The sequence below is a fragment of the Dokdonella sp. genome, from assembly GCF_039926425.1.
Classification (GTDB): Bacteria; Pseudomonadota; Gammaproteobacteria; order Xanthomonadales; family Rhodanobacteraceae; genus Dokdonella_A.
Map to the genome: position 1 here is coordinate 1 of NZ_JBDSWZ010000126.1, position 12,714 is coordinate 12,714.

Annotated in this window: 10 protein-coding genes and 1 pseudogene; 3 read left to right on the forward strand and 8 right to left on the reverse strand. The window is 65.2% G+C overall.

The window, feature by feature from the left end; all coding sequences use genetic code 11:
- Both nudC and ampE read left to right on the forward strand, forming a co-directional pair.
- Nucleotides 1-971: NAD(+) diphosphatase (gene nudC, locus ABIV12_RS07800; RefSeq protein WP_348057960.1), on the forward strand; the 971-nt coding region annotated here is incomplete at its 5' end.
- 123 nt (nucleotides 972-1,094) lie between these two features.
- Complete coding sequence (gene ampE / locus ABIV12_RS07805) at nucleotides 1,095-1,985, forward strand: regulatory signaling modulator protein AmpE (RefSeq protein ID WP_348057962.1); 891 nt, start codon at nucleotides 1,095-1,097, stop codon at nucleotides 1,983-1,985.
- Between the two features lie 92 nt (nucleotides 1,986-2,077).
- On the opposite strand, the gene ABIV12_RS07810 is transcribed toward ampE, so the two are convergent.
- Nucleotides 2,078-3,226: a glycosyltransferase gene (locus tag ABIV12_RS07810; RefSeq protein WP_348057964.1), complete on the reverse strand. Its 1,149-nt coding sequence runs from the start codon at nucleotides 3,224-3,226 to the stop codon at nucleotides 2,078-2,080.
- Nucleotides 3,223-5,106, reverse strand: a complete 1,884-nt coding sequence (locus tag ABIV12_RS07815; RefSeq protein WP_348057966.1) for an MFS transporter — start codon at nucleotides 5,104-5,106, stop codon at nucleotides 3,223-3,225. The genes ABIV12_RS07810 and ABIV12_RS07815 overlap by 4 nt, the downstream gene beginning before the upstream one ends.
- A gap of 157 nt (nucleotides 5,107-5,263) precedes the next feature.
- On the opposite strand from ABIV12_RS07815, the gene ABIV12_RS07820 reads away from it, so the two are divergent.
- Nucleotides 5,264-6,925 (forward strand): tetratricopeptide repeat protein, encoded by a 1,662-nt coding sequence (locus ABIV12_RS07820; RefSeq protein WP_348057968.1) that lies wholly within the window; start codon nucleotides 5,264-5,266, stop codon nucleotides 6,923-6,925.
- A 9-nt stretch (nucleotides 6,926-6,934) separates the two neighbouring features.
- On the opposite strand, the gene purD is transcribed toward ABIV12_RS07820, so the two are convergent.
- The 6 genes and pseudogenes from purD to ABIV12_RS07850 all read right to left on the reverse strand — a co-directional run.
- Complete coding sequence (gene purD, locus ABIV12_RS07825) at nucleotides 6,935-8,209, reverse strand: phosphoribosylamine--glycine ligase (protein ID WP_348057970.1); 1,275 nt, start codon at nucleotides 8,207-8,209, stop codon at nucleotides 6,935-6,937.
- 106 nt (nucleotides 8,210-8,315) lie between these two features.
- Nucleotides 8,316-9,893 (reverse strand): bifunctional phosphoribosylaminoimidazolecarboxamide formyltransferase/IMP cyclohydrolase, encoded by a 1,578-nt coding sequence (gene purH, locus ABIV12_RS07830; protein ID WP_348057972.1) that lies wholly within the window; start codon nucleotides 9,891-9,893, stop codon nucleotides 8,316-8,318.
- An 86-nt stretch (nucleotides 9,894-9,979) separates the two neighbouring features.
- The gene (locus ABIV12_RS07835) at nucleotides 9,980-10,261 is read right to left on the reverse strand and encodes a helix-turn-helix domain-containing protein (protein ID WP_348057974.1); all 282 of its coding nucleotides are present in this window, start codon (nucleotides 10,259-10,261) and stop codon (nucleotides 9,980-9,982) included.
- A gap of 243 nt (nucleotides 10,262-10,504) precedes the next feature.
- Nucleotides 10,505-11,293 carry a zinc-ribbon and DUF3426 domain-containing protein gene (locus ABIV12_RS07840; protein ID WP_348057976.1) on the reverse strand — a complete coding sequence of 263 codons (789 nt, stop codon included), beginning with the start codon at nucleotides 11,291-11,293 and terminating at the stop codon, nucleotides 10,505-10,507.
- A 108-nt stretch (nucleotides 11,294-11,401) separates the two neighbouring features.
- Nucleotides 11,402-12,301, reverse strand: a complete 900-nt coding sequence (prmA, locus tag ABIV12_RS07845; RefSeq protein ID WP_348057978.1) for a 50S ribosomal protein L11 methyltransferase — start codon at nucleotides 12,299-12,301, stop codon at nucleotides 11,402-11,404.
- Between the two features lie 141 nt (nucleotides 12,302-12,442).
- Nucleotides 12,443-12,714 (reverse strand): annotated as a pseudogene (locus ABIV12_RS07850) (acetyl-CoA carboxylase biotin carboxylase subunit); the annotation flags it as partial.

The window sequence follows — 12,714 nt, forward strand, 5'->3', positions numbered from 1 at the left end:
GTGATCACATCAACATCTTTGCCGGCGCCGCTCTCGAGCGCAACGCCGAGCGGCGCGACGATGTCGAGTGGGGCGCGGCGCAACAGGCGCATCCGAAAGCACGCTTCCTGCTGCTCGCGGCGCACGAGCCCGGGGGCCATCGTGCTCTTGTACCCGCAGCTGCGAACGCGTTGCGCTGGCTCGACGCGAGCGAACGCAGCGAGTGGGCAGGCGGCCTCCCGCTGACATATCTCGGCGAGGATGAGAGCGGCCCGCTGTTTTTCGTGCGCGCCGATGGCGCGACAGGCGAGCGCATCGCCACGTCGCTGGACGCCACCTTCATCGACTTGCGCGCTGCCGGCATGCAGCTGCATCCCTTTCAGGCAGGTGTCTTTGCGTACGCACGTGCGATCGCGTTCTGGCAGGAGCGCACGCGTTTCTGCGCGGCGTGCGGATCGCCGCTCGAACTTGTCGCGCTCGGTCATCGTGGCCGCTGTGCGAACCATGAGATCGCGCTCGAGCATTTTCCACGCGTCGATCCGGCGATGATCGTGATCGTCAACTGGCGCGACAAATGCCTGCTCGGCAGCCAGGCGAACTGGCCGGAAAACCGCTGGTCGACGCTGGCCGGTTTCATCGAGCCGGGAGAATCCATCGAAGACGCAGTCCGGCGCGAAGTCTTCGAGGAAGCCGGTGTGCGAGTCGGTGCCTGTGCCTACCACTCGTCCCAGCCATGGCCGTTTCCGTCATCTCTGATGCTCGGCTTTACGGCAGAAGCAATCGAACCGACCATCAACGTCGGCGACGAGCTCAGTGATGCACGCTGGTTCGGAGTCGACGAGCTGGTGGCCGGACTCGCGGGCCGCACCATCGTGCTGCCGCCGCGCCTGTCCGTGTCGCACGAGCTGATCGCACACTGGGTGCGCGAGAAATCCGGCCTCGATCTGGCCGATCTGCTCAGCGACGAACCGTGGCAGAAGCAAGGCGCCTGAGCGGGTGGCGTGGTGGCGGATTGAAAGACGTCCTCTTGCGTCGACACGACACGTGTTTACCCCATCGGCGACCGGCGCCGATAGAATGCGTCATTGTCCCGACCGCGCACGCGAGGCACATCCATGGCCCAGACCCTGCTCGCAGCCCTGCTGGTGATTGCGGGTGCGCACGCCCTCCCTGATCTGGCGCGCTGGCGTGATTTTTCGTGGCTGAGAGTGTGGCTTGCACACGGCGCGCGCGGTGAAGATGGCGCGCGGCGGGCACGCTATCCGCTCGCGCTGTTGCCGCTCTTGCTGTTCGCGATCTGCGCGCTGATCCAGCTTGCATTGCATCACGTGCTGTTCGGCCTGCCTGCATTCGCCTTCGGAGTGGTCGTGCTGTTCTACTGCTGGGGTCCGCGCGATCTGGACATGGACATCGACGCGGTGCTGAAGGCGCCCGACAGCGAGCGGCGTATCGCTGCAGCGCAGGCATTGCGACCGGATCCCGTCGTTGCGACGCTCCCGTTCCAGGCCGCTTCTCTTGTGGAGGCAACGTTTGCCTCGGCGCTGTCGCGGATGTTCGGCGTGCTGTTCTGGTTTGTCGTGCTCGGACCCGCTGGTGCGCTCGGCTATCGCGTCGCGTTGCTGATTGCGCGCAATACCGCGTTCGCGTCGGACATCGAACCCGCCCAGCGCGCAGTACTCGAACGCGTCGCGCTGATTCTCGATTGGGCACCGTCGCATCTGATCGCGTTGACCCTCGCGCTGGTTTCCGAATTCGATGCCGTGATCCGCACCTGGCGTGATTATCACGAGACCCACGGCCAAGGCTATTTCACGCTCGATCTCGGCTTCCTCGGGGCGCTGGCGCGTGCCGGCGTCGATGCAGACATCGCTGCCGGAGACGGCGTTGCGAACGAAGCAGGCAATCCGCTGATTGCACTTGCCGACGCGCGGCGCGTGCTGCTGCGGATCCTTGTCACATGGCTCGCGCTGATTGCCGTCGTCGCGCTGGCAGTGCTGACGCGCTGAACGATTGTCGCTGTTCGCGTCGAAACCAGCGCGGACATGTCGCTGCGTCGTGATCTTCGTTCGGCGCGTTGCCGGCCGCGCAAGCGCGTGACCTACAGCGTGTCGCCGCCATACAGGACGACGCGCAGTACATCGCGCGCAGCCTGAGGCCGACCCAGCGCACGCGATCGATCGGCAAGCGCGGCGAGGAGACCGGGCTTCGACATCAGCTCGCGCACGCGCCATTCGAGTGCCGTCGCGTCGACCGCCTTGAGGGCGACGCCGTTTTCCAGCAGGAAGTCACAATTGCGTTCCTCCTGCCCAGGAATCGGCGCGTGCACGATCATCGGTCGTCCGAGTGCGAGGCATTCGGACGTCGTGAGACCGCCGGGCTTGGTGATCACCAGATCGCTTGCACCCATCAATCGCTCGACGCGATCGGTGAAACCCATGGCGACCAGTCGCCGCGTGTGTTGTGCGGCGATGGCCTGCAACCGTTCAAGCATTCGCACATTGCGGCCAGCGAGAGCGATCAGTTGAAAATCGGCGTCGATTGCAAGCAGGCGCGCAGTGACGTCGTCGAGTCCACCGAGGCCCGCACCGCCTCCCATCAGCAGGATCGTTTTCCGATCCGGATCGAGCCCGAATTCCGCGGCACAGGCGGCGCGATCGTGCGCATTCGCAAACGCCGGCACGACCGGAATGCCGGTGGCGTGGATGCGTGAGGCAACTACGCCGCGCGCGGCGGTGCGAAACGCGACCTCGTCGTTGGCGACGAAATAGCCCGCCATGTCCGGCACCACCCACATGCCATGCAGGTCGAAGTCGGTGACCACGACATGCACCGGCGCTGCAAGACGCTCGCGCCGACGTTCGCGCATCAGCAGCTCGGCCGGCAGGAAGTGCGTACAGACGACCGCGTCCGGCGCGAATGCGGCGATGGCCTTGCGCAGTTTTACCGTACTGAGCCGTTCGATCGCGCGTCGCAGTCGTGCCAGCGGCGCGTTCGGTGGCGTCTTGTCCATGATCCGGTAAAGCATTGCCCAGGTGGCGGGCGAGTGCTCGACCAATGTCAGATACACGTCGGTATAGAGCTTGCGGAACGCGGCGGGCACGTGGTCCATCACGTCGAGATGCAGCGCTTCGACATCGAACGACTGTGACGCAACGCGAAGCGCCTCCGCCGCGCGCACGTGGCCTGCACCAGCCGATACGCTCAGCATCAGCAAGCGCGGCTTGCGTCCGTTCGCTGTGACGTTCATGCCCACGCGCCGCGCAGGTCGCGGACGCGCTGCTCCAGCGTCGCCGCATCCGCGTCTGCGGGCGCGACCGGCGGAGCGACGGCCAGCGCGATGTGCGAGCGGAAACGCCGTGGCAAACGCGAACGGCCCAGTGCGGAATCGCGTCGACTGAACACCGAACCCCACAGTCCGCGCAACGCGAGCGGGATCACCGGCACCGGTCGGCGCGCGAGGATCTGCTCGACGCCGCCGCGGAACGGAGCGATCTGGCCGTCGCGCGTGAGTGCGCCTTCCGGAAAGAGGCAGACGAGTTCGCCATCGGCGAGCGCGCGGTCGATTTCTTCAAACGCACGTTCGAGCAGCGCAGGGTCTTCCTTGTGTCCCGCAATCGGAATCGCCTTTGCGGTGCGGAAGATGAATCGAAGCACCGGGATGTTGAAGATCTTGTAGTACATGACGAAACGTACCGGCCTCCTGACGACGCCGCCGACGATCAGCGCGTCCATGAAGCTGACGTGGTTGCACACCAGAATCGCGGCGCCTTCGTCGGGAATCCGTTCCAGCCCTTCGACCTTGATGCGGTACAGCGCACTGACGAGGATCCACGACAGGAACCGCATCAGGAACTCGGGCACCAGCGTGTAGATGTAGATCGCGACCAGCGCGTTGAGGATCGCGACGCACAGGAAGATCTGCGGGATCGTCAATCCGAGCGCTGTGAGGCCAAGCCCCATGCCCGCGGCGATGACCATGAACAACGCGTTGACGATGTTGTTCCCGGCGATCACGCGCGACAGCTCGCTGCGGTCGGTGCGACTTTGCACGAGCGCAAACAACGGCACGATGTAGAGGCCGGCAAACAGGCCGATCAGCACCAGGTCGAGCACGATGCGCCAGCTCCCGGGCGCCGTGAGGAAGGCTCCCATGCCGAGTCCGTGCAGTGCCGTCGCACCCGGGCGCGCGAAGTACAGGTCGATCGCGAACACGGTCATTCCGATCGAACCGAACGGAACCAGGCCGATTTCCACCTTGTGGCCCGACAGGCGCTCGCACAGCAGCGAGCCGATGCCGACGCCGATCGAGAACAGTGCCAGCGTGAGATTGAGGACGGACTCTCCTCCGCCGAGGAATACCTGCGTGTAGCCCGGCAATTGCGCGGTGAACACGGTGCCGAAAAACCAGAACCACGAAATGCCGAGGACCGCGTTGAAGATGGTGCGGTTGCGCGCGACATAGCGCATCACGCGCACGGTTTCGCTCGCGGGATTGAAATTGAAGATCAGGTCCGGCGCCGTCGCCGGTGCCGGTGGGATCGCGCGACTCGTCAGATACCCGATCACGGCAACCGACACGACCAGGATCGACGCGGCGGTCGCACCGAAATCGCCGAGTGCCATCAGCGAGCCACCCGCCATCATGCCGAGCAGAACGGCGATCGAGGTGCCCATCTCGACCAGGCCGTTGCCGCCCACCAGTTCCTCGCGCCCGAGCGCCTGCGGCAGGATCGCGTACTTGATCGGCCCGAACACGGTCGAATGCAACCCCATCAGGAACAGCACCACGAACAGCAGCCACACGTGGTGCGCGTGGAACGCATACACCGCGAGCAGCATCGCGCCAATCTCGAACAGCTTGACGTAGCGGATCAGGCGCGTCTTCTCGAATTTCTCCGCGATCTGCCCGGCGCTCGCGCTGAACAGGAAAAACGGCACGATGAACACCGCTGGCGCGATCATCGCGTACGTGCTCGCCGCCTCGATCGACAGCCCGAGATGGAAGCCGATCAGCACGATCATGCCCTGGCGGAACGCGTTGTCGTTGAACGCGCCCAGCGCCTGGGTGGCGAAGAATGGCGCGAAGCGGCGTGCGCGAAGCAGTGAGAACTGACTGGAGCCGGCCATGAACGCCTCGTCGACTGGAACGGCAATCTAGCAGCACAGCAGAGCGCTTGGCGACGGGCGAACTTTGCACGCGGTCGCGGGTCCCGACGCCTGCACGGCCGAGCGGCTAGAATGCGCGGTCGTTCCCTGGCCAAACCGCTGCGGCGGTCTTTCGATCATGACCCTTCGCATTTTTTCCATCATCACGCTCGCGGCCGTGTTCGCCGCGTCCAGCCCGATCGTCCGCGCCGAGGCCGAAGTGAAGGCAGTGCCGATGCCGGACCTGTCGCATCTGCCGCCAGATCGCGCAGAGAATGTGCGCAAGGCGCGCACGGATTTCGACGAGGTCAGGAAGGCGCAGGTGGGCGACGAGCTTGCCACGACCTACGCGTTCATCGGTGCGGTGTACGCGCAGAACGAGCTCTATTCCGCAGCGTCCGTCGCGCTGGATGACGCAATCGTGCTTGCGCCGACCGATGGACGCTGGGTCTATTCACGCGGCATCGTTGCGCGGATCGAGAACCAGCCGGCCGTTGCAAAGGCGTTGTTCGAGCGCGCGCTGACGCTCGACCTCGAGTACGTGCCGATCCGCCTCGCTGCGGCAGACGCGCGGGTCCAGGCGGGTGACCTCGAGGGTGCCCGGAGTCTCTTGAGCGATTACGCGGCGAAGCACGACAACGAGGCCAGCGTCTTCGCAATGCTCGGTGACATTGCGCTGCGCCAGAAGCGCTACGCGGATGCAATCGAGCAAACGAACAAGGCATTGAAGGCCGATCCGCAGGCGAACCAGCTGTTTGCCCAGCTGGCGAAAGCGTATGCCGGCGCAGGCAACGACAAGGCGGCCGCCGAAGCAAATGCAAAGGCAGGCCCGCGGACGCCGGCGCTCGCCGATCCACTGGCGCAGGCGCTTCGCGGCGGTCCCGCCGCTGCGTCAGCGCCGACAAGTCCGTTGGAGAACGCGGTCAACCAAGCCGCCGTGCTGCTGTCGGCACGCAAGTACGACGGTGCGCGCATGCAGATGGATCAAGCCCTCGCGCTGAAGCCGAACGATTCCTCGCTGCTGGCGTTCTATTCCCGCATCGAAGCCGCCGCCGGCAATCTGCCTGCTGCCAAGGTGCGCGCCGCATCGGCGATTGCTGCCGACCCGAAGAACCCGCTTGCCCATCTGAGCAACGCGACCGCGCTGGAGATCGGCGGCGATGATGCCGGTGCGAAGCGCGAATACCTGGAAGCGATCGGACTCGACGGCAAGTTGGTGGACGCGCGTTCGCAACTCGCGCTCCTGCTGATGCGCACCGGCCACAATACCGATGCAATCGCGCAGTTTCGCGCCATCATCCAGGCCGAACCCGGCAACGGCGAAGCGTGGACGCGCCTGGTCGTCGCGCAGGTCGCCGAGGGTCAGTGCGCCGGGGTGTTGAAGGACGTCAATGCAGGTCTCGGCAAGATGCCGAATGCACGCTTCCTGCTGCAGTTGTTCATCCGCCTGACCAGTACGTGTGGCGGAAGCGGCGCGGACGAGAAGCGCATGGCACTCGACTACGCCGCCAAGCTGTATCGCACCGGCGATCAGCCGCAGCTTGGCGAAACCTACGCGCTCGCCCTTGCGGCCAACGGCAAGTGGGACGATGCGGTGAAAACGCAGGAGGCCGCAATGTTCGTCGTGCTCCGCAACGGCATGAAGCCTTTGCTGCCGGCCTATCGGGAGTGGCTGGCGCAGTTCCGCAGCCACAAGTTGCCCGACAAGCCGTGGCCTTCGACGTCGGCGATCTATCTCCCGAAACGTCCGGGCGCCGATCTGCAGCCCACGCAAACCGGCACTCCGCCCGGCAAGAAATGAAGCGGCGGCCTAGCGCAATGCGCGATGGCCGATATCACGCCGCAGGAATGCTCCGTCGAAGCGGATCCGGCTCGCGACGGAGTAGGCCAGTGCACGCGCCGCCGCCAGGTCGCTGCCGAGCGCACAGACAGCGAGAACGCGTCCGCCGGCAGTGACGACCTGATCGCCCTCCAGCTGCGTGCCCGCGTGAAACACCTTCGCATCCGGGCCCGCGCCAATCTCGAGTCCGCTGATGACATCGTGCGCACGCACCGGACCCGGATAGCCGCCAGCTGCCATCACGACACCGATTGCAGGACGCGTGTCCCACTGTGCGACGATCGAGTCGAGTCGGCCATCGAGCGCCGCGTCGACCAGATCCACCAGATCCGACTGCAGCCGCAACAGAATCGGCTGTGTTTCCGGATCACCGAGGCGCGCGTTGAATTCGATCACCTTTGGCGCGCCGTGCGCGTCGATCATCAGGCCTGCGTAGAGGAAGCCACCGAACGGCGCACCTTCGGCCGCCATGCCGGCAATCGTCGGATGGATCACCTCGTCGAGGATCCGACGCTCCACCTCCGGCGTGACGACAGGGGCGGGTGAGTACGCTCCCATGCCGCCGGTATTCGGGCCGAGATCGCCTTCGTCGCGCCGTTTGTGGTCCTGGCTGGTTGCCAGCGGCAACACATGGACGCCGTCGCTCATCACGATGTAGCTCGCTTCTTCCCCCTCGAGAAATTCCTCGATGACGACGCGTGCCGACGCGTCGCCGAACGAGTGCGCGCCAAGCATGTCGTGCAGCGCCTGTTCGGCATCGGCGAGCGTGAGGGCGACGACGACACCCTTTCCCGCAGCGAGGCCATCCGCCTTGATCACGATTGGTGCGCCGTTCGCGCGCACGTGGGCCAGTGCTTGCCCAAGATCGGTGAACACCGCGTAGCGTGACGTCGGGATGTTGTGACGCGCGAGAAAGTCCTTGGCAAACGCCTTCGAACTCTCCAGTTGCGCCGCGATCCTGGTGGGGCCGAAGCAGCGCAGGCCGGCCGCGCGAAAGCGGTCGACCACACCGGCCGCGAGCGCAGCCTCCGGGCCGACCACCGTGAGGTCGATGGCTTGATCGATCGCCAGCGCCAGCAGCCCGTCCACATCGCTGACGCCAACGGACGCATTGCGGACGCCCGGCTCGCGTGCCGTGCCTGCGTTGCCGGGCGCGACGATCACCTCGTCCACCCGCGTCGACTGCGCGAGCTTCCATGCAAGCGCATGCTCGCGGCCGCCTGAGCCGATGACGAGCAATTTCATGGAGCGGGGACTGCCCACTGGAGATCAGGAATTCGAGCCATCATTCACGACACCCTTCGAGGTTGCACGATCGCGCGTCGACTCTTCGCGACGTCCCGTTCGCTGATCAATGCCGAAAATGCCGGACGCCGGTAAACACCATCGCCATGCCGTGTTCATTCGCCGCGGCAATGACTTCGGCATCGCGCATCGAACCGCCTGGCTGGATGACGGCCCGGATCCCCGCTTCGGCCGCGGCATCGATGCCGTCGCGGAACGGGAAGAACGCGTCCGAGGCCATCACGCTCCCACTGACTTCGAGAGCGGCTTCGGCGGCCTTCAAGGAGGCGATCTTCGCACTGACGACGCGGCTCATCTGGCCGGCTCCGACGCCAATCGTGCGTCCGCCGCGCGCGTAGACGATCGCGTTCGACTTGACGAACATCGCGACATGCCAGGCAAACAGCAGGTCGTGCAGTTCGCTTGCGTCGGGCGACCGTCGTGACACCACCTTGAGGTCGGTCAGCAGCAGCGTGTCGCGATCGGAATCCTGTACCAGCAAGCCACCGGCGACACGCTTGAAGTCCAACTGCTGCAGTGGCTGTTCGGCCCACTCGCCACTGGCCAGCACGCGAACGTTCGGCTTCGCGGCCATCACTGCAATCGCGTCGGTGTCGAAATCCGGTGCAATGACCACTTCGACGAACTGGCGTTCGATGATCTTCGCGGCGGTTGCCGCATCGAGACGGTGGTTGAACGCGATGATGCCGCCGAACGCGGATACCGGATCGCACGCGTACGCACGCTCGTAGGCCTCCGAGAGGTCCGCGCCGAGTGCCACGCCGCACGGATTCGCATGCTTGACGATGACGCACGCCGGCGTTTTCTGGAACGCCTTCACGCATTCGAGCGCTGTATCAGCATCGGCAATGTTGTTGTACGAAAGCTCCTTGCCCGACAGCATGCGCGCGCCGGCCACCGTTCCAGGCGGCAGCGTCTTCTCGACGTACAGTGCCGCACCCTGGTGCGGATTCTCGCCGTAGCGCAACGCCTGCTTGCGTTCGAATGCGAGTCGCAGGCTTGGCGGGAACGCTTCCGCACGCTCCGGATCCGAGCGGGCGCCGAGCCAGTTCGCGATGAGCCCGTCGTAGCGTGCGGTATGCGCGAACGCCTTTGCCGCAAGGCGACGGCGCAACGGCAAGCGCGTTCCGCCTGCCGCCAGTTCCTCGAGCAATTCTGCGTAGTCGGTCGGATCGACCGTCACCACCACGTGATCGTGGTTCTTCGCCGCCGCACGCAACATTGCGGGGCCGCCGATGTCGATGTTCTCGATCGCGTCGGCCAGGGTGCAATCCGGGGCCTGTGTGGTCTGCTCGAACGGATACAGGTTGACGATGAGCAGATCGATCGGGGCGATGCGGTGCTTCGACATCACCTCGTCGTCGATGCCGCGCCGGCCGAGCAAGCCGCCATGCACGATCGGATGCAGCGTCTTGACCCGACCGTCCATGATCTCGGGAAAGCCGGTGAGCGCGCTGACGTCGGTGACATGCAGTCCGGAATCGCGCAGCGTCTTCGCAGTGCCGCCGGTCGATACGAGCAGGATGCCGAGCGAATCGAGACCGCGAGCCAGATCGACGAGACCAGCTTTATCGGACACGCTCAATAGGGCGCGCCTGACAGGAACGAGTGTGGCGTCGAGCATGGATTCGCAACCTGCCGCGGGAAGCGGACGATTATAGCGACGTCGTGCGGATTGCGCCGAACTGCAGTGCAACGGCGCGCAGCGGATCAGCCGGCGAGGCCGTACTGCTGAAGTTTCTTGCGCAACGTTGCGCGATTGATCCCCAGCGCGGCCGCGGCCTTGCTCTGATTCCCTCCGTACCACGCCATCACTTCACGCAGCAGGGGCGATTCGACCTCGCACATCACCAGCCCGTGCAGACCCTCGGAGGGTGCCGATTCGACATCGGCAAGGTAGCGGCGTACGGCACGCGAAACACACTCGCGCAATGCAGGTTGCAACGACGGTTCGTGCGCGGCATCGGCGCGCAGAGCAAGTGCGGCATTCACGGAAAGCAGGGCCCCTTGGGCGAGCGACGATCTGGGTGGGCCGATGCGCTTGCGAGCGAGCACCGGAAGGGGATATTAGCGCCGCTTCCACGACTTGATAAGCCCCAGATCGTGAATTCGTGTGTGGGACGTGCGTCAGCGGACGGCGATGTGTTCCTGTATCGGCACTTGCGCGATTGTTCTCATGCACAAATCAGGACTCGTGCGTACACGAGCGAGCGGCCACATGGAACGCATCGGCATCTATTCGAACTTGAACTCGAATGCGACCGCGTCGCGTCCCGGGTCGGCGACTTCGAACACGAGTGCGGTGCTCGCCCCGGGAGCGAGACCGCCGTCGATGGCGCGCGTATCGTTGAGGTATTCGCGAGGCTGGAAACGACGCATCGCGACGCGCTTCTCGTCGAGGTCGGACAAAGCGATTTCCACCACCGGAAACGGCTGCGCGAACGAGGCGCCGTTGCGCAGCGTTGCCGAGATGATCAGTGCGCCCTGCACCGACGGATGCGGTCGGATGTCGCGTGACAGCAGCTCAAGCGTGCTCGCGTCGCGTCGCAGCGGAAGGCGGCAACCGACTGTCGCGCAGGCCCGCTCGACCCACCCGCGAACTTGCGGATGATTGATCCATAGTGCCTGTTCCGACCACGCGACTTCGGCTGCGAGGGTCACCAGCAGCAGCGCGCATGCGGCGATCCATCGAGACGTGCGGGGTGCCCGTCCCCGTCGTCGTGCCGCTGCGAAGGCGGGAAGCGACGAGCGGCCTGTCGACTTCGCGCGCTCGTGGGGCTCGGCAAACAGACTGGTCTGCGCAGGATTCGGGCGAAAGACCGGCGTATCCAGTTGCGGCGGCGCCGCCTGCGCGGAATGGCTCGGCAGCCGCTCGATCGGTTCGGGCGGCAACGTCGCCACCAGCGACCGCAGCGCATCGAACACCGCAGTGCAATGTCCGCACCGCACGCTGCCGTGCGAACCCGCGAGCTCGGCACCACCCAGCTTGTAGATCGTCAGGCATTCCGGGCATTGCGTGAACATGATCAGGGACGCGACGGGCAGCGGAGCGAGGCTGCGATTCTAGCGCTCCGCTCTGCCCATCGCAGTGATCGCGCAGCACATGCGCGTGGCGCCGACCGAGCGACTGACTTATCGTCGCCGCCCGCTGATGCGGACCCAGTCGTCCTGCGTCGTGACAACCAGATCGTCGAACGCGTCCGCGTAACGCTGGAGCAGTTCGTGTTCCTGACCGACGAGAATGCCGGACAACGCGATCGGCGCCTTTGCGTGCAGGCACTCGGCGAAACGCGGGGCGAGATCGGCGAGTGGGCCGGCGAGGATGTTGGCGATCAGCAGATCCGCAGGTGCGGAGGTGAAGTCGTCGGGCAAATGCAGATCGAGCCGGTCCGCCACATCATTGCGTTCGGCGTTGTCGCGACTGGCCAGTAGCGCCTGTGGATCGTTGTCGATGCCGATCACGCGGGCGGCGCCGAGTTTCAGCGCGGCGATCGCCAGTACGCCCGAACCGCAGCCGTAGTCGATCACTGTCTTGCCGGCGAGATCGGCCTCGTCCAGCCATTGCAGGCAAAGAGCGGTGGTAGGGTGCGTGCCGGTGCCGAACGCAAGTCCGGGATCGAGACGCACGATGACCGCGTCCGGATCGTCGGTGGGCGGTTCGATGTTCGACGGATAAATCCACAGGCGCCGACCGAACTGCATCGGCTGGAACTGGTCCATCCATGCACGCACCCAGTCCTGGTCCTCGACGTCGCGAAAGCGGATCTGTTCGGGCGCGATGTCCGGCATCAGGTCGGTCAGCAAATGCACGAGACCGATACGATCGGCGTCGACGTCGAACAATGCCGACAACTCGATCTCGCCCCACATCGGCGTCTCGCCGACACCCGGCTCGAGAATTGCGCGTTCGTTCGGCGTATCCACCTCGGCATCGAGCAACGTGACCGCGAGCGCGCCCGCTTCCTCGAGCGCGAGCTCGACGTGGTCTTGGTCGGAGGATCGGATGGTGAGCGAAAGTTCTAGCCAGGGCATTGGGTCGGGTCAGGTTCTGATTCGGAATTCGGTTCAGTCGTCAGGTGACGTGCGTGGCGAGGTTGCCTGCCGACAGGCGGCGCGGATGCCCGTGCAGCGGCGGACCGGGAACGCCGGACGCCTGCTTCCCGCATCCTGGCTTCACCCGAGCCCGATCGATTTTTCCTTCGCCTCGGCAATCCGCCGCTCGAGGTAGTGGATGTTCTGTCCGCCGGCCTGGAAGCCGCCGTCGGCCATGATGCGCTGCTGCAGCGGCACGTTGGTCTTGATGCCTTCGACGACCATCTCCGACAACGCAATGCGCATGCGCGCGATCGCGGTGGCGCGATCGCGGCCGTGCACGATGAGTTTGCCGATCATCGAGTCGTAGTTCGGTGGGATTTTGTAGCCATCGTAGACATGCGTATCGACGC